This window comes from Micromonospora sp. WMMD708, from assembly GCF_049315245.1.
Taxonomy (GTDB): domain Bacteria; phylum Actinomycetota; class Actinomycetes; order Mycobacteriales; family Micromonosporaceae; genus Micromonospora; species Micromonospora wenchangensis.
The window spans coordinates 4,215,262-4,239,023 of sequence record NZ_CP186060.1 but is presented as its reverse complement, the minus strand read 5'-3'; the positions used below and the strand labels follow the sequence as shown (position 1 = coordinate 4,239,023).

At 72.1% G+C, this 23,762-nt stretch carries 20 protein-coding genes; 17 read left to right on the top strand and 3 right to left on the bottom strand.

What is annotated here, in order from left to right; genetic code table 11:
• Window positions 1-13: 13 nt before the first annotated feature.
• Entirely contained in the window at window positions 14-874 is an 861-nt protein-coding gene (locus ACN260_RS18780) for an SPFH domain-containing protein (RefSeq protein ID WP_422752341.1), read from the bottom strand.
• Between the two features lie 151 nt (window positions 875-1,025).
• Here ACN260_RS18780 and ACN260_RS18775 point away from each other — a divergent pair, with 151 nt between their 5' ends.
• From ACN260_RS18775 to ACN260_RS18720, 12 genes are all read left to right on the top strand, one after another.
• On the top strand, window positions 1,026-2,063 hold the full coding sequence (locus ACN260_RS18775) for an aminotransferase class V-fold PLP-dependent enzyme (RefSeq protein WP_422752340.1): 1,038 nt from the start codon (window positions 1,026-1,028) through the stop codon (window positions 2,061-2,063).
• 90 nt (window positions 2,064-2,153) lie between these two features.
• Window positions 2,154-2,777: a transcriptional regulator gene (locus ACN260_RS18770; RefSeq protein ID WP_422752339.1), complete on the top strand. Its 624-nt coding sequence runs from the start codon at window positions 2,154-2,156 to the stop codon at window positions 2,775-2,777.
• 136 nt (window positions 2,778-2,913) lie between these two features.
• Window positions 2,914-4,479, top strand: coding sequence for an MFS transporter (locus ACN260_RS18765; protein WP_422752338.1), 1,566 nt, complete (start codon window positions 2,914-2,916; stop codon window positions 4,477-4,479).
• Between the two features lie 12 nt (window positions 4,480-4,491).
• On the top strand, window positions 4,492-5,100 hold the full coding sequence (locus ACN260_RS18760; RefSeq protein ID WP_422752337.1) for a TetR/AcrR family transcriptional regulator: 609 nt from the start codon (window positions 4,492-4,494) through the stop codon (window positions 5,098-5,100).
• 97 nt (window positions 5,101-5,197) lie between these two features.
• The gene (gene ruvC, locus ACN260_RS18755) at window positions 5,198-5,725 is read left to right on the top strand and encodes a crossover junction endodeoxyribonuclease RuvC (protein WP_422752336.1); all 528 of its coding nucleotides are present in this window, start codon (window positions 5,198-5,200) and stop codon (window positions 5,723-5,725) included.
• The gene (gene ruvA / locus ACN260_RS18750) at window positions 5,722-6,324 is read left to right on the top strand and encodes a Holliday junction branch migration protein RuvA (RefSeq protein ID WP_422752335.1); all 603 of its coding nucleotides are present in this window, start codon (window positions 5,722-5,724) and stop codon (window positions 6,322-6,324) included. The genes ruvC and ruvA overlap by 4 nt, the downstream gene beginning before the upstream one ends.
• A 34-nt stretch (window positions 6,325-6,358) precedes the next feature.
• On the top strand, window positions 6,359-7,423 hold the full coding sequence (gene ruvB, locus ACN260_RS18745) for a Holliday junction branch migration DNA helicase RuvB (protein ID WP_204927624.1): 1,065 nt from the start codon (window positions 6,359-6,361) through the stop codon (window positions 7,421-7,423).
• Window positions 7,424-7,543: 120 nt separating this feature from the next.
• Window positions 7,544-7,909 carry a preprotein translocase subunit YajC gene (gene yajC / locus ACN260_RS18740; RefSeq protein ID WP_422752334.1) on the top strand — a complete coding sequence of 122 codons (366 nt, stop codon included), beginning with the start codon at window positions 7,544-7,546 and terminating at the stop codon, window positions 7,907-7,909.
• Window positions 7,910-8,138: 229 nt separating this feature from the next.
• Window positions 8,139-10,061 (top strand): protein translocase subunit SecD, encoded by a 1,923-nt coding sequence (gene secD / locus ACN260_RS18735; RefSeq protein ID WP_422752333.1) that lies wholly within the window; start codon window positions 8,139-8,141, stop codon window positions 10,059-10,061.
• A gap of 1 nt (window position 10,062) precedes the next feature.
• A complete protein-coding gene (gene secF, locus ACN260_RS18730) occupies window positions 10,063-11,259 on the top strand; it encodes a protein translocase subunit SecF (protein WP_422752332.1) in 1,197 nt (398 codons plus the stop codon).
• Between the two features lie 99 nt (window positions 11,260-11,358).
• Window positions 11,359-11,925: an adenine phosphoribosyltransferase gene (locus ACN260_RS18725; protein ID WP_088644004.1), complete on the top strand. Its 567-nt coding sequence runs from the start codon at window positions 11,359-11,361 to the stop codon at window positions 11,923-11,925.
• Window positions 11,926-12,179: 254 nt separating this feature from the next.
• Complete coding sequence (locus ACN260_RS18720) at window positions 12,180-14,636, top strand: RelA/SpoT family protein (protein WP_422752331.1); 2,457 nt, start codon at window positions 12,180-12,182, stop codon at window positions 14,634-14,636.
• An 82-nt stretch (window positions 14,637-14,718) separates the two neighbouring features.
• On the opposite strand, the gene ACN260_RS18715 is transcribed toward ACN260_RS18720, so the two are convergent.
• Both ACN260_RS18715 and ACN260_RS18710 read right to left on the bottom strand, forming a co-directional pair.
• Window positions 14,719-15,561 carry a peptidylprolyl isomerase gene (locus ACN260_RS18715; RefSeq protein WP_422752330.1) on the bottom strand — a complete coding sequence of 281 codons (843 nt, stop codon included), beginning with the start codon at window positions 15,559-15,561 and terminating at the stop codon, window positions 14,719-14,721.
• A 61-nt stretch (window positions 15,562-15,622) separates the two neighbouring features.
• Window positions 15,623-16,507, bottom strand: coding sequence for a peptidylprolyl isomerase (locus ACN260_RS18710; protein ID WP_422752329.1), 885 nt, complete (start codon window positions 16,505-16,507; stop codon window positions 15,623-15,625).
• A 261-nt stretch (window positions 16,508-16,768) separates the two neighbouring features.
• Between ACN260_RS18710 and ACN260_RS18705 the strand changes: the two genes are divergently transcribed.
• The 5 genes from ACN260_RS18705 (at window position 16,769) to aspS (ending at window position 23,721) form a co-directional block, all read left to right on the top strand.
• Entirely contained in the window at window positions 16,769-17,488 is a 720-nt protein-coding gene (locus ACN260_RS18705; protein ID WP_422752328.1) for an MBL fold metallo-hydrolase, read from the top strand.
• 69 nt (window positions 17,489-17,557) lie between these two features.
• Window positions 17,558-18,880 (top strand): histidine--tRNA ligase, encoded by a 1,323-nt coding sequence (hisS, locus tag ACN260_RS18700; RefSeq protein WP_422752327.1) that lies wholly within the window; start codon window positions 17,558-17,560, stop codon window positions 18,878-18,880.
• A gap of 73 nt (window positions 18,881-18,953) precedes the next feature.
• The gene (locus ACN260_RS18695; RefSeq protein ID WP_422752326.1) at window positions 18,954-19,889 is read left to right on the top strand and encodes an acyl-ACP desaturase; all 936 of its coding nucleotides are present in this window, start codon (window positions 18,954-18,956) and stop codon (window positions 19,887-19,889) included.
• A gap of 809 nt (window positions 19,890-20,698) precedes the next feature.
• Window positions 20,699-21,751: a S1 family peptidase gene (locus ACN260_RS18690; RefSeq protein ID WP_422752325.1), complete on the top strand. Its 1,053-nt coding sequence runs from the start codon at window positions 20,699-20,701 to the stop codon at window positions 21,749-21,751.
• Window positions 21,752-21,915: 164 nt separating this feature from the next.
• Window positions 21,916-23,721, top strand: a complete 1,806-nt coding sequence (gene aspS / locus ACN260_RS18685) for an aspartate--tRNA ligase (RefSeq protein WP_422752324.1) — start codon at window positions 21,916-21,918, stop codon at window positions 23,719-23,721.
• The last annotated feature ends 41 nt before the right edge of the window (window positions 23,722-23,762 follow it).

The following is a 23,762-nucleotide window of genomic DNA, read 5'->3' as shown; positions in this document are numbered from 1 at the left end:
CCCGGCGCCCAGGTCACTTGCCGCCGGTGACGATCCCCGGGTTGATGCACAGTCCGGGGGTGCTGCCGTTCTTCTCGGCGATCTCCAGGCAGCGGGACACCTTGTCGACCTTGGCGTTGGTCTCGGTGATCTGCCGCTGGATGTCGGCGTTGCGGCGGTCCTGTTCGAGGTTGCGGGTCTGGGCGAGCTTGTCCTGGAATGCCTTGATGTTGCCCTCGGTCTTGTCGTCGTGGTTGACCCGGGTGATGGTGACGGACAGGATGTCGACGTCGCCGGAGAGCCGGCCCTCGGCGTTGCTCCGGATGCTCTCGGCGAACGGCTTGAGGTCGACGTTCAGGTTCCCCGTCCGGGCGTCGATCTTCTCCAGCGGGTTGTACGTGGTGAAGGCGTCGTTGACCGCGCTGTCGAGCTGCACCCCCACCCGCTGGCCCCGGAAGCTCTCGAAGTCGCCCTTGTAGTCCATGAACTGCTTCGGCGCGTTCTCCGGCTTGACCTGCCACTCGACCAGCACCTCGACGCAGGCGTCGGCGAGCGTGCCGGTGCGGACCCGGACACACTGGTCGCCGCCGATGTGGTCGTACTTCTGCCGGCCGGCGTCCCACTCGCCGACCTTCTGCCAGGGGGCGACCCACTTGAGCCCGGAGCCGGTGACCTCGCCGGTCGGCTTGTTGAAGCTGGTGACGATGCCGACCGAGCGGATCGGCACGGAGTGCGCGCTGGAGCCGACCCCGAACAGCAGCGCGCCGGCCAGGCAGCCGAGCGCGACCAGCGTGCTGGTGCGCCTGACCGCAGGGTACCGGGCGAGGAGCCGGACCGCTCCGGCGACGGCCGCCCCGATGGCGAGGATGACGGCGAACGTGAAGCCGACGGGCACGGGGCATCACCCTTCCAGGGGAGCGTCGCTGTGTAGATCATCAACGTAGGTCAGCGGGTCAAGCCGGTGTCGGTCGGTGGCCGGCGGGTGCGGGCCACCACCGGCGGATTGGTGCTGACCGGGCGCGCGGGGGTGTCACTAGCCTCGACGCATGGAGTTGGCGCAGGCACGCGAGCTGTGGCGGGCGGAACCCGGCTGGTTGAACACCGCCAGTTACGGGCTCCCGCCCGAGCCGGTCTGGACGGCGGTGCAGGAGGCGCTGGCCGACTGGCGGGTGGGGCGTACCTCCCACGAGGTGTGGGAGGAGGCCACCGGGCGGTCCCGGGAGGCGTTCGCCGGCCTGGTCGGGGTGCCGGTGACCGACGTCGCGGTCGGCGGCAGCGTGTCGCAGCTGCTCGGGCCGATCGCCGCCGCCCTGCCCGCCGGGGCCACCGTGGTCGTCCCCGAGGTCGAGTTCACCGCCAACCTCTTCCCCTGGCTGGTGCAGGAGGAACGCGGGGTGCGGGTGCGCACCGTGCCGCTGGCCGGCCTGCGGGAGGCGATCGACGCCGACACCGACCTGGTCGCGTTCAGCCTGGTGCAGTCCGCCGACGGGGCCGTCGCCCCGTACGCGGAGATCGTGGCCGCGGCCCGCGCGCACGACGCGCTGGTGGTGGTGGACGCCACCCAGGCGTGCGGGTGGCTGCCGTTCGACGCGGCGCTGGCCGACGCGGTCGCGGTCGGGACGTACAAGTGGCTGGTGTCGCCGCGCGGCTCGGCGCTGGCCTACCTGGCCCCGGCGCTGCGCGGGCGGATGCGCCCGGACGCCGCCGGCTGGTTCGCCGGCAAGGAGCCGCTGTCCAGCTACTACGGCCCGCCGCTGCGGCTGGCCGACGACGCCCGCCGGTTCGACAGCTCCCCGGCCTGGTTCAGCTGGGTGGGCACCGCCCCGGCGCTGGAACTTCTCGCCGCGCTCGGCCCGGCGACGATCGGGGCGTACGACGTGGCGTTGGCGAACCGGTTCCTGGCCGGGCTGGGCCGGCCGCCGGGGGACAGCGCGATCGTCGTGGTGGAGGTGCCCGACGCGGAGCGGCGGCTGGCGCGCGCCGGGGTCCGGGCGGCGGTGCGCGCCGGCCGGGTCCGGGTCGCGTTCCACCTCTACACCACCGAGGCGGACGTGGACCTGGCGCTGGAGGCGCTCGCCGGCTGAACCACCGCGGTTTTTCCCCGACGGCGCATCCGAACCGCCCCGTCCGGGCGAACCCCCTGGTAACGGTGTCCTACCCGGGGGGTGCGTCTGGTGTTGTCGGATCCGATGCCGGTCGAGGCCGTCGAGACGGCCCACAAGCGGCTCTCGGCCGCCGCCGAGGACCTCGATGCGAACCTGGTCGCCGCGCTGGTGCTGGAGTTCGCCGCCGACGCCGGGGTGGCGGCGGTGTGGGAGGCGGTGTGCGTGCCGCTGCTGGCCGGGCTGCGCGGGCGCGACGCTGCCGAGATCGCCGTCGAGCACGCCCTGTCCGAGGGCATCCGGATCGGGTTGGACGTGCACCGGCGGGTTCCCGGCCGGCGGCTGCGCACCGACGGGGTGCTGCTCGCCGGGGCCGAGAACGAGGCGCACTGCCTGGGCCTGCACGCGGTGGCCGCCGCCCTGCGCGAGCAGGGTCGGGGCTGCCTGCACCTGGGGCCGGCGCTGCCCTGGGTGGCGCTGGGCTCCGCCGTGCTGCGGGCCCGCCCGCGGGTCGTGGTGGTGTGGTCGCAGACGCCGGTCACCGGCCGCGCGTACCGCCTGGTCCGCTTCGGTCGCGACTTCCCGGGGGTACGCGTGTACGCCGCCGGGCCGGGCTGGATCGAGCCCCTCGCACCCCCGGCGACCCGGTTGACCAGCTTCTCCGCCGCGCTGGCCGCCTGCGGGCCGCCGGCCTGACCGGGTGACCCGCACCACATTCGATACGAACCGGTGCCGTATCGAAACATGAGGCTCGTAAGGTGAGCACCGTTACGAGTCTGACCCGTTCCGTATCTCCACGGTACGGGTGCAACCGGGGGGAGCACCGGAGCGTATGCAACCGCACGAGAACACCGGACATCCGAGACGATGGGCGATCCTCGGCGTGCTGGTGGTCAGCCTGCTCGTCGTCGTCCTCGACAACACCATCCTCAACGTCGCCCTGCGCACCCTGGCCGACCCGGTGCACGGCCTCGGGGCCAGCCAGGGCGAGCTGGAATGGGCGATCAACTCCTACACCCTCGTCTTCGCCGGTCTGCTGTTCACCTTCGGTGTCCTCGGCGACCGGGCCGGCCGACGCCGGTTCCTGCTCGTCGGCCTGGTCCTGTTCGGCCTGTCGTCCCTGCTCTCGGCGTACGCGCAGAGCCCCGGCCAGCTGATCGCGGCCCGCGCCCTGATGGGCGTCGGCGGCGCGGCGATCATGCCGGTGACCCTGTCGATCATCTCCAACGTCTTCGACCCCCGGGAACGGGGCCGCGCCATCGGCGTCTGGGCCGGCGCGGTCGGCCTGGCGGTGGCGATCGGCCCGATCCTGGGCGGCGCGCTGCTGGAGCACTTCTGGTGGGGTTCGGTCTTCCTGATCAACGTGCCGGTGGTGGCGCTCGGGGTGCTGCTGGTGGCCCTGCTGGTGCCCGAGTCGCGGGACCCCAGCCCGGGTCGGGTCGACATCCTCGGCGTGCTGCTCTCCGTCGTCGGCCTGGTCGCGCTGACCTACGGCATCATCGACGGCGGCGAGCACGGCTTCGGCCGACCGACCGTGTGGGCCGCGATCCTCGGCGGTGTGGCGGTGCTGGCCTGGTTCGTCGCGCACGAACGGCGCAGCGACCACCCCTCGCTGGACGTGCGGCTGTTCCGGGTGCCCCGGTTCGCCGCCCCGGTGGCGATCGTCGGGCTGGTCTTCTTCGCCGCCATGGGCGTGATGTTCTTCAGCTCGTTCTACATGCAGCTCGTCCGCGGCTACAGCCCACTGGAGACCGGCCTGTTCTTCCTGCCGTTCGCCGGGGCCCAGCTGGTCTTCGCGCCGCGCAGCGCCGCCATGGTGCGCCGGTACGGCGGCCGGGCGGTCGCCACGGTCGGCCTCGTGCTGACCGCCGTGGCGCTGGCCGCGTTCGCCTTCATCGACGCCACCACGCCGATCTGGGTGGTGCTGGTGGCCTTCTTCCTCCAGGGTGTCGGGATGGCGAACATCATGCCGCCGGCCACCGAGTCGATCATGTCGGCGCTGCCCCGGGAGAAGGCAGGCGTCGGCTCGGCGGTGAGCAACACCGTCCGCCAGGTCGCCGGTGCGCTGGGCGTCGCGGTGCTCGGCTCGGTGCTCTCCGCGGTCTACCGGCAGGACATCGCCACGGTCGCCGACGCCCTGCCCGCACCGGCGCGGGAGGCGGCCACCGAGTCGGTCTCCGGGGCGTACGCGGCGGCGGCCCAGCTCGGCCCGGCGGCCCCGCGGCTGATCGCGGCGGCCAACGACGCCTTCGTCTCGGCCATGCACTGGGCGGCGGCGATCTCCGCCGTGGTGGCCGCCCTCGGCATCATCATCGTGCTGCGCTGGATGCCGGGCCGGCCCGACGCGGCCGTCACCGCCACGCCGGTGGCGGAGCGGGAACTGGCCGGAACCACGTAGGTTCGCAGAACGATGTCCGACCTGAACCCCACCGCCGATGCTCCGCGGTCGCCCGGGCGACCGCGGAGCACCCGCGCGGACGAGGCCATCATCGAGGCCACCCTGGACCTGCTCGCCGAGGGCAGCACCATCGAGGCCCTGTCGATCGAGTCGATCGCCACCCGCGCCGGGGTGGGCAAGGCCACCATCTACCGCCGCTGGCCCGGCAAGGACGCCCTGCTGCTGGACGCGCTGCGCCGGCTCAAGGGGGTGGTCGCCCAGCCGGCCGGGCACTCCGTCCGCGACGACCTGGTGCTGCTGGTCGGTGCCGTCGGGCACAACATCGACCCCCGGGCCGAGCGGATCATGCCGTGCCTGGTGCCCGAGGTGAACCGCAGCCCGGACCACTTCCAGCTCTACCAGAACATCATCGAGCCCCGCCGCAAGATCATGCGGGAGGTGCTCCGCCGGGGCGTGGCCGCAGGCGAACTGCGCGCCGACCTCGACATCGAGGTGGCGATGGCGCTGCTCACCGGGCCGATGCTGATCCAGCGGCTGCTGCGCTGGCACCCGGAGCTGGACGACCGGCTGCTGCCCGAGAAGGTCGTCGACGGCGTGCTCGACGGGCTGCGGGCCCGCTGAGCCCCACCGCCGGGCGGCGTGTCCGCCCACCGGCGTGTCGGGGCGGACCAGTAGGGTGTCGAACACCCGTACTGTCGAGGGGCCTGGAGGAGACGGCGTGCGTGTGCTGGGCGTCGACCCGGGGCTGACCCGGTGCGGGGTCGGCGTGGTCGAGGGCGTGCCGGGCCGCCCCTGCACGCTGGTCGCCTACTACGTCGTCTACACCGACCCCACCGACGACCTGTCACTGCGCCTGCTGCACCTGGACCGCTCGCTGACCGACCTGGTCGCCGAGCACCGGCCCGACGCGGTCGCCGTCGAGCGGGTGTTCAGCCAGCACAACGTCCGCACCGTGATGGGCACCGCCCAGGCCAGCGGCATCGCCGTGCTGGCCGGCGCGCGCGCCGGGCTGCCGGTGCAGACGTACACCCCGAGCGAGGTCAAGGCCGCGGTGACCGGCTCCGGCCAGGCCGACAAGAAGCAGATGACCACGATGGTCACCCGGCTGCTGCGGCTGGCCGAGCCCCCCAAACCGGCCGACGCGGCCGACGCCCTGGCGCTGGCCATCTGCCACGTGTGGCGCGGCGGCACCCGCTCCAAGCTGGCCGAGGCCGCCGACCGGGCACGACGAGGAGGAGCACGATGATCGCCAGTGTGCGCGGCACGGTGACCGCGACCGGCCCGGACCACGCGGTGGTGGAGGTCGGGGGGATCGGTCTGGCGGTGCAGTGCGCCCCGGGCACCCTGGCCGAGCTGCGGGTCGGTCAGCCGGCCCGGCTCGCCACCAGCCTGGTGGTCCGGGAGGACTCGCTCACCCTCTACGGCTTCGCCGACGACGACGCCAAGCAGCTGTTCGAGCTGCTCCAGACGGCCAGCGGGGTCGGCCCGCGGCTGGCCCAGGCGGTGCTGGCCGTGCACACCCCCGACGCGGTGCGCAAGGCCATCGCCAACGCCGACACCGCCGCCCTGACCCGGGTGCCCGGGATCGGCAAGAAGGGCGCCGAACGGCTGGTCCTGGAGCTGCGTGACCGGATCGGCCCGGTCCCGGTGGGCCCCGACGGCGCGGCCGGGGTGACCGTGGGCGCCTGGCCGGAGCAGGTCCGCCAGGCGCTGGTCGGGCTCGGCTGGACGGCCGGCCAGGCCGACCAGGCGGTGGCCGCCGTGGCGGAGACCGTGGACGGGCCCACCCCGCCGGTGCCGGTCCTGCTCAAGCAGGCCATCCGACTGCTCGGCCGGACCCGGTGACCGGCGTGGCACGGTCGCGGCCGGGGCGGCCGGCATGAGCGGCGACGGCCTGGTCTCGGCGTACGCCGACGACGCGGAGCGGGACGCGGAGGTCAGCGTCCGGCCGAAGCGGCTGGACGAGTTCATCGCCCAGCACCGGGTCCGCGACCAGCTCGACCTGCTGTTGCAGGGCGCGATGCGGCGCGGCGCCCCACCCGACCACATCCTCCTGTCGGGGCCGCCAGGCCTCGGTAAAACGACGTTGGCCAATATCGTGGCGGCCGAGCTGGGCTCCGGCATCCGGGTGACCAGCGGGCCGGTGATCGAGCGCTCCGGCGACCTGGCCGCCATCCTGACCAGCCTCGCCGAGGGCGACGTGCTGTTCATCGACGAGATCCACCGGATCGCCAAGCCGGCGGAGGAACTGCTCTACAGCGCCATGGAGGACTTCCGGGTCGACGTGATCGTCGGCAAAGGGCCGGGGGCCACCGCGATCCCGCTCGACGTGGAGCCGTTCACCCTGGTCGGCGCGACCACCCGGTCCGGCCTGCTGACCGGCCCGATGCGGGACCGCTTCGGCTTCGTCGCGCACCTCGACTTCTACTCCCCGGCCGACCTGGAGGCGCTGCTGCACCGCTCGGCGCGCATCCTGGGCGTGCCGATCACCCCGGAGGGGGCGGTGGAGATCGCCGGCCGGTCCCGGGGCACCCCCAGGATCGCCAACCGGCTGCTGCGCCGGGTGCGCGACTACGCCGAGGTCCGGGCCGACGGCGTGGTCACCCTGGAGACCGCCCGCTCCGCCCTGACCGTGTACGACGTGGACGCCCTCGGCCTGGACCGGCTGGACCGGGCGGTGCTGACCGCGCTCGTGGACTCGTTCCGGGGTGGCCCGGTGGGCCTGTCCACCCTGGCGGTGGCGGTGGGGGAGCAGCCGGACACGGTGGAGGAGGTCTGCGAGCCGTTCCTGGTCCGCGCCGGGCTGCTGGCCCGTACGCCCCGGGGCCGGGTGGCCACCGAGGCCGCCTGGCGACACCTCGGCCGCACTCCACCAAATGGTACATTTGGCGTGGAAGCCCCCGCCGTGCCCGATCTCTTCTCGAACGCACCCGATCCACCGTGATCTGAACGTGATCTGCGCCGCATTCGGCGTTCCCAGGTGCAGGGATTAGACTCGCCGCGGTCTGTACAGGATGTGAATATCCGCCTCCGCTCCGGTGCGCACGTGCCGGGACGGGGGCCAATGGGAAGGTCGCACACCGTGCTTTACGCAGCACAGTCCGGCGGAGGCGCCGGCAGTCTGACGCCGATCCTCATGATCGCCCTGCTCTTCGGGGTCATGTACTTCATGATGATCCGGCCGCAGCAGAAGCGCCGCCGCGAGGCTGAGGCCATGCAGTCCGCGCTCGGCCCCGGTGACGAGGTCGTCACCATCGGCGGGCTCTACGGCACGGTCGTGGGTGTCGAGGACGACACCGTGCTGCTGGAGGTGGCCCCCGGCGTGCAGACCCGTTACGCCCGCCCGGCCATCGCCCGGGTGGTCACCCGGGCCGAGCGCCCCGAGGCCGACGAGCCGGTCACCGAGGACGTGGAAGTCGTCAAGGAGTGAAACCGCCACCCGCCCGGCACCACGGGCGGGTAGCGGCGGGACAACTGGATAGGTGGGCCGGTCCCCAGGGTCGGCACCCGCACCGTCCGCCCGACGCCACCACGTCGGCGGTGGTGCGCCGTGCCGTCGGTCGGGAGTGGCCCGCGCAGAGCACGTCGGGGCGGGAACCCCGCTCCGACCTCGTCGCCGCTGCGCCGGCGGCGCGACCGTTACAGGGAGACAGACAGCCGTGGCACCACCTCAGGGACAGATGCGCCCCGGGCGGCAGCTCGCCGTGCTCGGGTTCATCTTCGTCGTCCTCTATTCCTTGGTGTTCTTCTCGGGCGGCGCCAGCGGCGGCTGGAAGGACCGGCTGGAGCCGCGGCTCGGCCTGGACCTGATCGGTGGCACCCGGCTGACGCTGGAGGCGACCAACAGCATCGACGGTAAGCCCCCGACGTCGGCCAACCTGGAGGAGGCCCGGCAGATCATCGAGAGCCGGGTCAACGCCTACGGTGTGGCCGAGGCCGAGGTGGTCACCGAGGGCAACCGGAACATCGTCATCTCCCTGCCCGGTGAGAACCGTGACCTGACCGACGTCGGCAGCGCCGCGGAGCTGCGCTTCCGCAAGGTGCTCAAGGCCGCCGACGGCAGCGGCACGGTCGCCGCCCCGGCGCCGTCGGGCAGCGCGTCGCCGGCCCCGTCCGGCAGCGCCTCGCCCGCCCCGTCGGGCAGCGCCTCGCCGAAGGCCTCCGGCAGCGCCTCGCCGAAGGTGTCCGGTTCGCCGAGCGCCGGTGGGCAGGGCGGCGGCGCCCCCGCGCCGAGCGCCAGCGCCACCCCGTCCGGGTCGGCCTCGCCGAGCGCCCCGGCCGCCTCGCCCAGCGCCAGCGAGGCCCCGGTGCCGCAGAGCATCGAGGAGCAGCGCAAGGCCGTCGAGAAGAAGGTCGGCGCGGCCGCCTGGGCCGCCGCGAGCGGGCTCCAGGCCCCGGCCGACCTGGGCACCAACCCGGCCCTGGCGGAGACGTTCAAGCCGTTCGGCACGCTCTCCCCGCAGGAGGTCGCGGTGCTGAGCCCGCAGATGCAGTTCAACGTGCCGACCATCACCTGCGCCCAGCTCGACAAGCGGCCCCCCGCGTCGATCAAGGACGAGAAGCAGCAGGTGGTCGCCTGTGAGGGTGGCGCGGCGAAGTACCTGCTCGACCAGGCCAAGGTGGTCGGCACCGACGTCAAGGACGCCAACGCGGTCCTCGACCAGGCCAGCACCTGGGTGGTCAGCCTGAACTTCACCGGCGACGGCCAGTCCAAGTGGACCGAGCTGACCCGGGAGGCGTTCAACAACACCGGCGGCGGCTGCGACCAGACGGCCCTGGGCCAGGACGGCAAGTGCCGGGTGGCCGTGGTGCTGGACAACGAGATCGTCTCCTCGCCCGAGATCCAGGGCGTGCTCACCGGCGACTCGCAGATCACCGGCAGCTTCGACAACACGTCGGCCAACGCGCTGGCCAGCCAGCTGCGCTACGGCGCGCTGCCGGTCACCTTCGTGCCGCAGGAGCAGCAGAACGTCACCGCGACGCTGGGCGACAGCCACCTGCGGGCCGGTCTGCTGGCCGCCGGCATCGGCATGCTGCTGGTCATCATCTACTCGTTCTTCTACTACCGGCTGCTCGGCTCGGTCATCTTCCTGAGCCTGGTGCTCTCGGCGTTGCTGGTCTTCGGCGCGCTGGTGGTGCTCGGCCGGTCGATCGGCTTCACCCTCACCCTCGCCGGCATCGCCGGCATGATCGTCTCGCTCGGTGTGGCGGCGGACTCGTTCGTCATCTACTTCGAACGGCTCAAGGACGAGATCCGGGAGGGGCGCAGTCCACGTAGCGCGGTGCCCCGGGCCTGGATCCGGGCCCGCCGGACGATCATCTCGGCCAACGCGATCACCCTGATGTCCGCCGTGGTCCTCTACATCGTCTCGGTCGGCACGGTGAAGGGCTTCGCCTTCGCCCTCGGCCTGGCGACCGTGCTCGACCTGGTGGTCGTCTTCCTGTTCCGGCACCCGATCATGACGATGTTCGCCCGGACCCCGGCGTTCCTGTCGCCGCGGGTCAGCGGCCTCGGTCGGGCCCTGCCACCCCGTTCGGCCGAGCCGGGCACCGCCCGCAACCCGCGCGTCAAGGAGGCCTGAGATGGCTAAGAGTGGTCTGGCGTCCCGGCTCTACCGGGGCGAGGCCGGTCTCAACATCGTCGGCCGGCGCAAGCTGTGGTTCACCGTCGCCGGGGTGCTGGTGCTGATCGCCGTGCTCAGCTTCGCGGTGCGCGGCTTCAGCCTGGGCATCGAGTTCGCCGGCGGCAACTCGTTCCAGGTGCCGGCCAGCGTCGGCACCCTGGACCAGACCGAGGACAAGGTCAACGAGGCGCTGGCCGCCGAGGGCGGCGGCGCCGAGGTGGTGACCGCGCAGAAGGTCGGCAGCACCAGCGGCGAGTACTACGAGCTGCGCACCTCGCAGCTCAGCGCCGAGCAGGCCAACGCGGTCAAGGCCAAGATGGCCGACGAGTTCGGCATCAACGCCGACCAGATCAGCGGCAGCCAGGTCAGCGAGGCCTGGGGCAGCCAGGTCACCTCCCGGGCGCTGCTCGGCCTGGTCATCTTCGTCCTGGTGGTGGCGGCCTACCTGGTGCTGCGGTTCGAGTGGCGGATGGCGGTCGCCGCGATCGTCTCGCTGTTCATGAACCTGATCCTCACCGCCGGCATCTACTCGCTGGTCGGCTTCGAGGTCACCCCGTCGACGATCATCGGGTTCCTCACCATCCTGGGCTTCGCGCTCTACGACGTGGTGGTGGTCTTCGACAAGGTCCAGGAGAACACCCGGGGCATCACCGCCAACAACAACCAGACCTACGGTGAGGCGGCCAACCTGGCGCTCAACCAGAGCCTGATGCGGTCGCTGAACACCTCGGTGGTCGCCCTGCTCCCGGTCGGCGGTCTGCTCTTCATCGGTGCCGGCCTGCTCGGCGCGGGCACCCTGAAGGACCTGGGCCTGGTGCTGTTCGTCGGTATGGCGATGGCGTTCCTGACCTCGATCCTGCTCTCCACCCCGCTGCTGGTGCTGCTGAAGAACCAGGACCCGCGGATCGACGCGCACACCAAGCGGGTGCTGGCCCGCCGGGGTGCCATCGCCCGGGGCGAGATCACCCCGCGCGGTGCCCGGCAGGCCGCCGCCGAGGAGGCCACCGACGAGCCGATCGACCCGGAGGCGGCGGCCCTGGCCGGCAGCGCGCCGAAGGTCGGCGCGCGTCCGGCGGCCAAGCGGTCGGCCGGCGCCCGGGGCGGTCGTCCCGCCGGGGGCGGCGGTAACCGGCCCGGTGGCGCGAAGCGGCGCTGACCGACGGGCGACCCGCCCCACGTCGGATCGACGGCGTCCGCCATGCTGTGCGAGCAGCGTGACGGACGCCGTCGTCGTATCGAAGGAGAGCCGACCACCGTGACGGAGACCCACAGCACCGGTGTACGCGGGGACAGCGGCCCGCAGGTGGCCCGGCTGGTCGCCAGCCGGGTACTGGACGTGCCGGACTTCCCCAAGCCCGGGGTCATGTTCAAGGACCTGATGCCGTTGTTCGCCGACGGCGACGTGTTCCGTGAGGTGATCGACGGGATCATCGACCACCACGGGCGGGACAACTTCGACATCGTGGTCGGCATCGAGGCCCGGGGTTTCGTGATCGCCGCCGCGATCGCGTACGCGACCGGGTTGGGGGTGGTGCCGGTGCGCAAGGCGGGCAAGCTGCCCCGGCCGGCGTACGCGGCCTCCTACGCCCTGGAGTACGGCGAGGCGACGCTGGAGGTGCACCAGGACGCCTTCACCGCCGGGCACCGGGTGCTGGTGGTCGACGACGTGCTGGCCACCGGCGGCACCGCCGAGGCGACCCTCGGGCTGGTGGAGCGGGCCGGCGGCACGGTGGCCGGGTTCACCGTGCTGCTGGAGCTGGGCTTCCTGGGTGGGCGGGAACGGCTCGCCGGGCGTCCGGTCCATGCCCTGCTGACCGTTTGATTCCTGGGTCGTCCCGCCGACCTGGGACGGACCGTCCGGCGGAGCGGCACGGCACCTACCGTACGGGTAGCATTGCCCATTGCTGACCGGACGGTCACCCGTCCGGGCGGCGGTCAGGTGCCGGCCGCGGGGCCGGCGGGCAGTGCCATCGGCCCGACGGCGGCCGGCGGGAACACGCCGGCCTGGCGGCCGGTTCGGCAATACAGGCGTCGGCCGTACGGCCGGCGTGGTCCCGGCGATCGGTGAGGAGGCCGGTGTCCCACGACGTCGTCCCTCCGGTGGAGGGCACGGTGCACCCGACAGGCGACGCTGACGGCGCGGTGACCGCTCGGAAGAATGATCCGGCGGCCGGTCCGACGGGGACCGGCGACGACGTCGGCGGCACACCGGACGGCCTGGCGGCGGGGGTGTCGTTCGACGACGACCCGTCGCCGAGCGGTGGTTTCGCGCTCTCCAACGCCCCGACCGGTCGTCGGGTGCGGGCGCGGCTGGCCCGGTTCAACGCCCCGTGGCAGACCTCACAGGTCAGCGAGGTGCTCGAACCGCTGATCGCCAGCCACCGGGAGAACCATCCGAAGGCCGACGCCCGGCTGCTCCAGCGGGCCTTCGACACGGCCGCGCGCTGGCACTCCGGCCAGTACCGCAAGTCCGGCGACCCGTACATCACCCATCCGCTGGCGGTGGCGACCATCCTGGGCAACCTGGGGATGGACACCACCACGCTGGTGGCGGCCCTGCTGCACGACACGATCGAGGACACCGAGTACACCCTCGACCAGATGAAGGTCGACTTCGGTCCCGAGGTCACCCTGCTCGTCGACGGTGTGACGAAGCTGGACAAGGTCAAGCTGGGCGACGCGGCCAAGGCGGAGACGATCCGCAAGATGGTCGTGGCGATGGCGAAGGACCCCCGGGTCCTGGTGATCAAGCTGGCCGACCGGCTGCACAACATGCGCACGCTGTCCTTCCTGCCGGCGCCCAAGCGGGAGCAGAAGGCCAAGGAGACGCTGGAGATCCTGGCCCCGCTGGCCCACCGGCTCGGTATGAACACGATCAAGTGGGAACTGGAGGACCTCGCCTTCGGCACCCTCTTCCCCAAGCGGTACGAGGAGATCCTGCGGCTGATCGGGGAGCACCAGCCGCAGCGGGAGTCGCTGCTCAAGCAGGTCACCCAGAAGGTCGGCACCGACCTGAAGGCCGCCAAGATCAAGGCGGAGACGACCGGCCGGCCGAAGCACCTCTACTCGATCTACCAGAAGATGATCGTGCGGGGGCGGGACTTCAACGACATCTACGACCTGGTCGGGGTGCGCATCCTGGTCGACACGGTGCGGGACTGCTACGCGGCGCTGGGGGTCATCCACGCCAACTGGCAGCCGGTGCCGGGCCGGTTCAAGGACTACATCGCGATGCCCAAGTTCAACATGTACCAGTCGTTGCACACGACGGTCATCGGGCCCACCGGCAAGCCGGTGGAGATGCAGATCCGCACGTACGCGATGCACCGCACCGCCGAGTTCGGCATCGCCGCGCACTGGAAGTACAAGGAGCACAAGGGCACCCAGATCGTCGGCCCGCCGGCGCACATCGACGAGATGACCTGGCTGCGGCAGCTGCTGGACTGGCAGCGGGAGGCCGCCGACCCGTCGGAGTTCCTCGACGCGTTGCGGTTCGACCTGTCCAGCCAGGAGGTGTACGTCTTCACCCCGAAGGGCGACGTCATCCCGCTGCCGACCGGGTCGACGCCTGTCGACTTCGCGTACGCGGTGCACACCGAGGTCGGGCACAAGTGCATCGGGGCGCGGGTCAACGGCAAGCTGGTGCCGTTGGAGTCGACGCTGTCCAACGGCGACGTGATCGAGATCTTCACCTCGAAGTCCGACACGGCGGGCCCGACGCAGGACTGGCTGAGCTTCGTCAAGAGCCCCCGGGCGCGCACCAAGATCCGCCAGTACTTCAACAAGGAGCGGCGTGAGGAGGCGATCGAGGCCGGTAAGGACTCGATCGTCAAGGCGATGCGTAAGCAGGGCATGCCGTTGCAGCGGATGCTCACCTCCGACGCGCTGATGGCGATCGCCCGCGACCTCCACCTCGCCGACGTCGCCTCGCTCTACGCGGCGGTCGGCGACAGCCAGGTGTCGGCGCAGTCAGTGGTGCAGAAGCTGATGGCCGCGTACGGCGGTGAGGAGGGCGCGGCGGAGGACATCGCCGAGACCGCCGTCGCCACCCGTCCGCCGCACAGCCGGCAGAACAGCAGCGACCCCGGGGTCGTGGTGCGGGGCGTCAGCGACGTCTGGATCAAGCTGGCCCGGTGCTGCACGCCGGTGCCCCCGGACTCGGTCTTCGGGTTCGTCACCCGCTCCGGCGGGGTGAGCGTGCACCGCGACGACTGCGCCAACGCCGAGGACCTGCGGGCCCAGGTCGAGCGGGTGGTGGAGGTCAGCTGGAAGCTCACCTCCGCCTCGACGTTCCTGGTGGCCATCCAGGTGGAGGCCCTCGACCGGCACAAGCTGCTGGCCGACGTCACCCGGGTGCTCTCCGAGGAACGGGTCAACATCCTGTCGGCGACGGTCACCACCACCCGGGACCGGGTGGCGGTGAGCCGGTTCAGCTTCGAGATGGCCGACCCGAAGCACCTGGGGCACCTGCTGGCCGCCGTCCGCAAGGTCGACGGGGTCTTCGACGCCTACCGGGTCACCTCCGGCGCCTGACCGTCGGCCGCGTTCCACGAGCACCTGACACACGAAAGCGCCCGCCGGTTCAGCCGGCGGGCGCTTCGTCGTACGGTGCGGGTCAGCTCTCGATGTCGCTCATCGTCAGCTTGGTGATGGTGACCTCCTTCTTGGGGTGGCCACCCCCCGCCTGCTGCGCGAACGCCTTGTCGTCGCCGGCCGCCCCGACCTGCTTGACCAGGTCCATGCCGGAGGTGATGGTGCCCAGCACGGTGTAGTTCGGGTCGAGCTGCGAGTCGCCGTAGACGATGAAGAACTGGCTGCCGGTGCTGCCCGGCTGCCCGGAGTTGGCCATCGCGATGACGCCCTCCGGGTAGGGGGGCCGCTTGTCGGTCGGCAGGTTCTCCTCGGCCATGCCGTAGCTCGGCCCACCGGTGCCGTCGGTCTGCCGCCAGCCCTTGCCGGTCGCGCTCGGGTCGCCGCACTGGAGCACCTTGATGCCCTCGGTCACCAGCCGGTGGCACTTGGTGTTGTCGAAGAAGCCCTTGCTGGCCAGGTGGGTGAAGCTGCCGGCGGTGCAGGGCACCTTGGTCCGGTCGATCTTGGCGACGATCGGGCCCAGGTTGGTGTCGATGGTCATCGTCTGGGTGCCCTTGTTGGCCTGCTGATTCGGCGGCAGCCCGACGTCCTTGACCTGCGCCGGCCGGCCCTCCTTCGGCGTCTCGGTGTAGGTGCACTGCGAGAAGCCCTCGGTGCCGGCGGCCTGCTGCGTGCTGTCGTCGTCGTCGCCACCGAGGCTGGTCGCCAACCAGACGGTACCGGCGACCACGAGCACCAGGATGGCGGCGGCTCCGACGATCGCCTGCGTCTGCCGGCGCTTGCGGGCCCTGGCCGAACGCTCGGCCATCTCCCGCTCAAGTCGGGCCCGCGCCGCCGCGCGCTGCCGCTCTCTCGTGGACGTCACGGTCACTCCTCCTGGGCTTTCTCTGGCGCGGCGGGGCCGCAGGTACGGGTTGTGGGCCGGCTCAGCCGGCGCTCGGGCTGGCCGCCGGGGACGCGGCCGGGGAACCGGTCGCCGGTGCCGGGGCGGCCTGCGCCTCGCCGACGGTGAGCTTGCGGATCACCACGTCGGTCTTCGGCTTGACCTTGGCGCCCGCCCCGTTGTCCACGGTCGGCAGGGCGCCGATCTTCTCCACCACGTCGAGGCCGCCGGTGATCCGGCCGATGATCGGGTACGCGGGCTGGGCCGGGCTGGAGTCCTTGAAGAAGAGCAGGAACTGGCTGCCGTTGGCACCCGGCGGGTTGCCGATCATCGCGACCGTGCCCTTGGGGTAGGTCGGCGGCTGCCCGGGGGCCGGGCTGGCCGAGGGGCTCGCCTCGGGCGCGGTCGGCACGTTCTCGTTGTAGAACGAGTAGGTGGGGCCGCCGAGGCCGGTGCCGCTCGGGTCGCCGCAGCGCAGCGCGCCCTCGGTGGTGATCTCGTGGCACTTGGTGTTGTCGTAGAACGACGCCCCGGCCAGGTGGGCGATGCTCGCCCCGGCGCAGGGGGCCCCGGCGAGATCCAGCTCTGCGGTGATCGGGCCGCCCTGGTCGGTGTCGATGGTCATCGTGCGTACCCCGGTGGTGGGCAGGTCCCTGGTGGCCGGGGTGCCGACGTCCTTGAGGTTGGTGTTGGCGGTCGCGTCCTGCGGCGTCCAGAGGCAGACGTCCTCGGCGGCCTTCTGCTCCGGCTCCCGGTCGAAGGCACCCAGCCCCCACGCCGCACCGGCCACGATCAGCACCAGCACCACTGCCGCACCGACCCCGGCCTGGATCTGTCGACGCCGGCGGGCGGCGGCGGCCCGCCGGGCCAACTGCCGGTCGAGCTTCTCCCGCGCGAGCTTGCGCTGCCGGTCCCTGCTGGAAGCCACCCGTGCTCCCCTTCCTCTACCCTGGTCGTCACCGGCGGTCGGGCCGTGCGCGCCCGCCGTGCCCGCAGGTGCGCCACGCCACACGCCCGCCAGAGTGTACGGGTACCTGCTGTGAAAGTGGTGTACGAGGGCCGGCCTGGGTTTATCAAAGTGCGTCACTGTGCCGTGCGGGGCCCGTGGTACGGGTGGGCGCGGATATCGGATCGCGCCGACGACTAGGCTGCCCAGGAGACGGACGACTGAGACGGAAGGGGAGCGGACGTGCTCGTGGCCGGCTTTCCCGCGGACGCCTTCGGCACCAACTGCTACGTGGTGGCGACCGCGCCGGGGGAGCAGTGCGTGGTGGTCGACCCCGGTATCGGGGTACTCGACCGGCTCGACGCCGTGCTCGCCGAGCACCGCCTGCACCCGGCCGCCGTGCTGCTCACCCACGGCCACCTCGACCACACCTTCTCCGTGGCGCCGGTCTGCGGCGCACGCGGCATCCCCGCGTACGTTCATCCGGAGGACCGGGAACTGCTGGCCGACCCGACCAAGGCGTTGTCGATGGACCTCACCGCGCTGTTCGGCGGCCGGCTGCCGTACACCGAGCCCGACGACGTCGCGGAGTTGACCGACGGGGCGACGCTGGCGCTGGCCGGCCTGGAGATCACCGTCGACCACGCGCCCGGCCATACCGGCGGGTCGGTGCTGTTCCGGTTGCCCGGCGCCGGCTCGCCCTGGGAGGCCGAACAGCTCTGCCTCTCCGGTGACGTGCTGTTCGCCGGCTCGATCGGCCGCACCGACCTGCCGGGCGGCAGCATGCCCCGGATGCTGACCAGCCTGCGGGAGAAGGTCCTCCCGCTGGCCGACGACACCGTCGTGCTGCCCGGCCACGGCCCGACCACCACCATCGGCCGGGAGCGGGCACGCAACCCGTACCTCGCCGAGCTGGCCGGTCCGGGCGGTGCGCGCCCGGCCGCGCCCACCCGCGGCCTCTAGCCGTTCCTCCGCGCCGCGCGCGGACCTGTCGATCCTCCGCGCCCGGCGCGGACCCGCAAGGAGTACGCCATGAGCAAGCCCACGCCCATCTCCGGCTTCCCGGAATGGACCACCTCACAGCGGATGATCGAGCAGTTCGTCCTCGACCGGATCCGGCACACCTTCGAGCTGTACGGGTTCGCTCCGCTGGAGACCCGGTCGGTGGAGCCGCTTGACCAGTTGCTGCGCAAGGGGGAGACCTCGAAGGAGGTCTACCTGCTGCGCCGGTTGCAGGCCGACGCGGACGGCCCGGCCGGTGACGACGCGCTCGGGCTGCACTTCGACCTGACCGTGCCGTTCGCCCGGTACGTGCTGGAGAACGCCGGCAAGCTCCAGTTCCCGTTCCGCCGTTACCAGATCCAGAAGGTGTGGCGGGGTGAGCGCCCGCAGGAGGGGCGCTACCGGGAGTTCCTCCAGGCCGACATCGACATCGTCGACCGGGACACCCTGCCGGCGCACTACGAGGCCGAGATGCCGCTGGTGATCGGGGACGCGCTGCGGTCGCTGCCCATCCCGCCGGTGCTGATCCAAGTCAACAACCGCAAGATCTGTGAGGGTTTCTACCGGGGCATCGGGCTGACCGACCCGGAGGCGGCGCTGCGCGCGGTCGACAAGCTCGACAAGATCGGCCCGGCGAAGGTGGCCGACCTGTTGGCCGAAACGGCGGGGGCGAGCGCGGCGCAGGCCGACGCCTGCCTCGCGCTGGCCGGGATCTCCGCGCCGGACGCCTCCTTCGCCGATGCGGTGCACGCCCTCGGGGTGCGCGATCCGCTGCTCGACGAGGGCGTCGCCGAGCTGGTCGCGGTGGTGGAGACGGCCGCCGCGCACGCGCCGGGGCTGTGCGTCGCCGACCTGCGCATCGCCCGGGGCCTGGACTACTACACCGGCACCGTCTACGAGACCCAGCTGGTCGGCTACGAGCGGTTCGGCTCGATCTGCTCCGGCGGCCGGTACGACAACCTGGCCAGCGCGGGGAGCGTGTCGTACCCGGGGGTGGGGATCTCGATCGGGGTGACCCGGCTGCTCGGCCTGCTGTTCGGTGCCGAGGCGCTGTCGATCTCGCGCAGCGTGCCGACCTGCGTACTGGTGGCCGTCGGGGCCGAGGAGGAGCGGGCGGCCAGCAACGCCGTGGCGGAGGCCCTGCGGTCGCGGGGCGTACCGACCGAGGTGTCGCCGAGCGCGGCGAAGTTCGGCAAGCAGATCCGCTACGCCGAGCGGCGCGGCATCCCGTACGTGTGGTTCCCGGGAGCCGATGGTCACCAGGTGAAGGACATCCGTTCGGGCGAGCAGGTGGACGCGTCGGCGGACCGGTGGTCGCCGCCGCCTGTGGACCTGACTCCGGTGATCGGCTGAGCCCGGGTTACTGGCGCGTACGCCGACGGGGACCTACGGTGGCGTAAGTTACGCCACCGTAGGGAGGGCCCCTGTGACCGAGCTGAGCCAGACCGCGCTGCTGCACGAACTCGAACCCGTGGTCGCCAAGAACCTCGACCGTCACCTGTCGATGGCCAAGGAGTGGTTCCCGCACGAGTACGTGCCGTGGAGCGAGGGGCGCACCTTCGACGGCCCGCTCGGCGGCGAGGCGTGGTCGGAGGGGGACTCGACCCTGCCCGAGGTGGCCCGTACGGCGCTGATCGTCAACCTGCTCACCGAGGACAACCTGCCCTCGTACCATCACCAGATCGCCAGCCTGTTCGGACCGGACGGGGCGTGGGGCACCTGGGTGGGCCGGTGGACGGCCGAGGAGGGCCGGCACGGCACCGCCATCCGGGACTACCTGACGGTGACCCGGGCGGTCGACCCGGTGGCCCTGGAGCGGGCCCGGATGGTGCACATGACCGCCGGTTACAGCAACTCGCACGACTCGTCGATGCTGCGTTCGCTGGCGTACGTGTCGTTCCAGGAACTGGCCACCCGGATCTCGCACCGCAACACCGGCCGGATCACCGGCGACCCGGTCTGCGAGGCGCTGCTGAGCCGGGTCGCGGCCGACGAGAACCTGCACATGGTCTTCTACCGCAACCTGCTCGGGGCGGCCCTGGAGGTGGCCCCCGACCAGACGATGCGGGCGATCGCCGAGGTGCTGGAGGACTTCCAGATGCCCGGCGTCGGCATCGAGGGCTTCGCCCGCAAGTCGGTGACGATCGCCCTGGCCGGCATCTACGACCTGCGTCAGCACCGCGACGACGTGGTAGCCCCGGTGCTGCGCCAGTGGGACGTGTTCAACGTCGCAGGCCTCGGCGCCGAGGGTGAGGCCGCCCGTGACCGGATCGCCGCCCATTTGGACGGACTGGAGCAGGCCGCGTCCCGCTTCGAGGAGAAGCGCGACGCCCGCGCCGCCAAACTGGCCGCCCGCGCCTGACCTGCCCGTCCCCGTCGGCGGTTCACCACACCCGTGTCCGTCCCGCAGGCACGGGTGTGTGCCCGCGTCGCCACCTGCTGCGGCGGACGCGCCGGTGTGCTGCGCGGAATCTCCCGGCCTGCGCCGCGCCGCGCGGGCCCGTGTCGACCCGGATGCCCCGTCCGTCCTCGACGTCGGTCACAGCTCGTGATGGATCGGCTGGCGTTACGATCCGTGACTGATGCGCCTCACTGGTGTTGCTGCCCTTCCGCGCTTGCTCTGCTGCCATCGAAGCGACGCCGGCCTGACCTGCTTCTACTTGCGACGTGCGGTTCGCCGGTTGCCTGATACGTGCTACCCGGAGTGACTGTCGCGGTGGGGGCGGCAGAGCAAAGGAGGCGACCGTCAGGTGGCGGGGGCACCTGAAGATTACTCTCGGTAGCAGGTGTCGAGGGTGTTGTTCCCGGCCGCCCCTGGGTCTGTGGGCACGGGACGTCCCGGGCTGCGGCCGGGTCGTGGCCTGCCGTCGTGGCTGTGGTCGGGCCGGTGTCACCGGAGTTCGCCGCACGGTGCGGGGCGGGCGGTCCCGGTCGGTGCGTCGGCGGTGTATCTGCGAGGGCGGGGCGGCAGCGGGTCTGACATGGATGTGTCGACGATGTTGCCTGACCGTCATATCCGCTGGTGGGGTGAATCCGGGCAAACACATGTCTTGATTACGATCTTAAATATGTGAATACTTCAGTCACTCGGCCGGTTTCCCCAGGTCGGCCGGGTCGTCCCCGGGTGCGTCCGCATGACGCCGCCCGTCACCCCCTTCCGGAGGTTGTTGCATGCGACCCACGAGGTCCTCACTCCGCCACGCCGCCGCCGTCGCCATGGCCGGAACCCTGGTCACCGGCGCGCTCATGGGTGCCCCCGCCCAGGCGGCCCCCGCCTCGCCCGCATCCCCCGACGCCGCCGCCAGCCTGGCCGAGCGGCTCGGCGACCGCGCCGCCGGCACCTACGCCGACGCCAGCGGCAAGATGATCGTCGCCGTCACCGACACCGCCGCCGCCAAGCAGGTCCGCGCCGCCGGCGCCACCGCGAAGCTGGTCACCCGGGGCGCCGCGCAGCTCCGTTCCGCCACCGCGGAGCTGGAGCGGTCGGCCAAGATCCCCGGCACCGCGTGGTGGACCGACACCGCCACCAACCAGGTCGTCGTGTCGGTCGACAGCACCGTCACCGGCGCCAAGCTGGAGCGGGTCAAGGCCGCCGCCGCGCGCACCGGTGGTGCCGTACGGGTCGAGGCCGAGGCCGGTGTGCTCAGCACCCGGATCTCCGGTGGTCAGGCGATCTACGCCGGCGGCGGCCGCTGCTCGCTCGGCTTCAACGTCCGCAACAGCGCCGGTCAGACCTTCTTCCTGACCGCCGGGCACTGCACCAACATCGGCTCGACCTGGTACTCGAACTCCGGCCAGACCAGCGTGCTCGGCACCCGTACCGGCACCAGCTTCCCGGGCAACGACTACGGCATCGTCCGGCACAGCAACGCCGCCAACGCGACCGGCAACGTCTCCCTCTACAACGGCAGCTTCCGGGACGTCACCGGTGCCGCCAACGCCTACGTCGGCCAGAGCGTGCAGCGCTCCGGCAGCACCACCGGCCTCAAGAGCGGCTCGGTGACCGCCATCAACGCCACGGTGAACTACGCCGAGGGCTCGGTCTCCGGCCTGATCCGGACCAACGTCTGCGCCGAGCCGGGCGACAGCGGCGGTTCGCTGTTCAGCGGCAGCAGCGCGGTCGGCCTCACCTCGGGCGGCAGCGGCAACTGCACCCGCGGTGGCACCACCTACTTCCAGCCGGTCACCGAGCCGCTGAGCGTCTACGGCGTCAGCATCATCTGATCCACCTCGGTTGATCCAACCCGGGAGCGGGCCGTCGGGACACCGGCGGCCCGCTCCGCGTGTCCGGTGGGGCGGGCCGGCCTTGCTCACCCCGCAACCGGGCGGACCGGGCGGCTGACACAATGCGGGGGAACAGCCGTACCGCAGATGAGGAGACGCAAGTCGTGATCCGTACCCATGACGCCGGCAGCCTGCGCGCGACGGACGCCGGCACCACGGTGACGCTCGCCGGGTGGGTCGCCCGCCGGCGCGACCACGGCGGTGTCATCTTCGTCGACCTGCGCGACGGCTCCGGCGTGGTCCAGGTGGTGTTCCGCGAGGAGGACGCGCACGCGCTGCGCAACGAGTTCTGCGTCAAGGTCACCGGGGAGGTGACCCGCCGCCCCGAGGGCAACGAGAACCCGGAACTGCCCACCGGCGAGATCGAGGTGACCGCCAGCGCGCTGGAGGTGCTCTCCGAGGCCGCGCCGCTGCCGCTGCCGGTGGACGACCAGGTCGAGGCCGGCGACGACATCCGGCTGCGCTACCGCTACCTGGACCTGCGGCGCAGCGGTCCGGCGAAGGCGATGCGGCTGCGCTCGCGGGCCAACCAGCTCGCCCGCACCGTGCTGCACGAGCGGGACTTCCTGGAGATCGAGACCCCGACGCTGACCCGGTCCACCCCCGAGGGTGCCCGCGACTTCCTGGTCCCGGTCCGGCTCCAGCCCGGCAGCTGGTACGCGCTGCCGCAGTCGCCGCAGCTGTTCAAGCAGCTGCTGATGGTCGGTGGCATGGAGCGGTACTACCAGATCGCCCGCTGCTACCGCGACGAGGACTTCCGGGCCGACCGTCAGCCGGAGTTCACCCAGCTCGACATCGAGATGTCCTTCGTCACCGAGGACGACGTGATCGACCTCGGCGAGGCGATCGTCGGGGCGCTCTGGAAGGACCTGGCCGGTCACGAGATCTCCCGGCCCATTCCCCGGATCACCTGGCACGACGCGATGGCCCGGTACGGCTCCGACAAGCCCGACCTGCGCTACGGCCTGGAGCTGACCGAGCTGACCGACTACCTGCGCGGCACCGAGTTCCGGGTGTTCGCCGGTGCGATCGACGCGGGCGGCTACGTCGGCGCGGTGGTGATGCCGGGCGGGGCGGCGCAGACCCGCAAGGAACTCGACGGCTGGCAGGACTGGGCCAAGGCGCGCGGCGCGCGCGGCCTGGCGTACGTGGTGCTCGACGCCGAGACCGGCGAGGCACGCGGGCCGGTGGCCAAGAACCTCTCCGCCGAGCACCTGGGCGGGCTGGCCGACGCGGTCGGGGCCAAGCCGGGCGACGCGGTGTTCTTCGCCGCCGGCACGGACACCCGGGAGGCGCAGGAACTGCTGGGCGCGGCCCGGATCGAGATCGCCAAGCGGTCCAAGCTGGTCGACGAGAGCGCCTGGGCGTTCTGCTGGGTGGTCGACGCGCCGATGTTCGAGCGCACGGACGAGGGCGGCTGGACCGCCGTGCACCACCCGTTCACCTCGCCGAACGCCGACTGGGTCGACCGGTTCGAACAGGCCCCGGACCGGGCCCTGGCGTACGCGTACGACATCGTCTGCAACGGCAACGAGATCGGCGGCGGCTCGATCCGTATCCACCGGGGCGACGTGCAGCAGCGGGTCTTCGACCTGCTCGGCATCACCCCCGCCGAGGCGCAGGACAAGTTCGGCTTCCTGCTGGAGGCGTTCAGGTACGGCGCCCCGCCGCACGGCGGCATCGCGTTCGGCTGGGACCGGGTCTGCATGCTGCTGGCCGGGGCCGACTCGATCCGCGAGGTGATCGCCTTCCCGAAGACCCGGGGCGGCTTCGACCCGCTGACCGGCGCTCCGACCCCGATCACCGCCCAGCAGCGCACCGAGGCCGGCATCGACGCCAAGCCCAAGCCCGCCGCCGTGGCCTCCACCGGCACCGCCGGCCCGGCCGCCCCGGTCGCCGACCCGGTCTGACCCACCACCCGGAGCCCGGCCCGGTCCGGCCTACCCGGCAT

Excerpts from the sequence above, each read along its gene's own strand:
- ACN260_RS18690 (WP_422752325.1), top strand. The coding sequence starts at position 20,699 with ATGCGACCCACGAGGTCCTCACTCCGCCACGCCGCCGCCGTCGCCATG.
- ACN260_RS18775 (WP_422752340.1), top strand. The coding sequence starts at position 1,026 with ATGGAGTTGGCGCAGGCACGCGAGCTGTGGCGGGCGGAACCCGGCTGG.
- secF (WP_422752332.1), top strand. The coding sequence starts at position 10,063 with ATGGCTAAGAGTGGTCTGGCGTCCCGGCTCTACCGGGGCGAGGCCGGT.
- ACN260_RS18765 (WP_422752338.1), top strand. The coding sequence starts at position 2,914 with ATGCAACCGCACGAGAACACCGGACATCCGAGACGATGGGCGATCCTC.
- ACN260_RS18760 (WP_422752337.1), top strand. The coding sequence starts at position 4,492 with ATGTCCGACCTGAACCCCACCGCCGATGCTCCGCGGTCGCCCGGGCGA.
- ruvB (WP_204927624.1), top strand. The coding sequence starts at position 6,359 with ATGAGCGGCGACGGCCTGGTCTCGGCGTACGCCGACGACGCGGAGCGG.
- hisS (WP_422752327.1), top strand. The coding sequence starts at position 17,558 with ATGAGCAAGCCCACGCCCATCTCCGGCTTCCCGGAATGGACCACCTCA.
- yajC (WP_422752334.1), top strand. The coding sequence starts at position 7,544 with ATGGGAAGGTCGCACACCGTGCTTTACGCAGCACAGTCCGGCGGAGGC.
- ruvA (WP_422752335.1), top strand. The coding sequence starts at position 5,722 with ATGATCGCCAGTGTGCGCGGCACGGTGACCGCGACCGGCCCGGACCAC.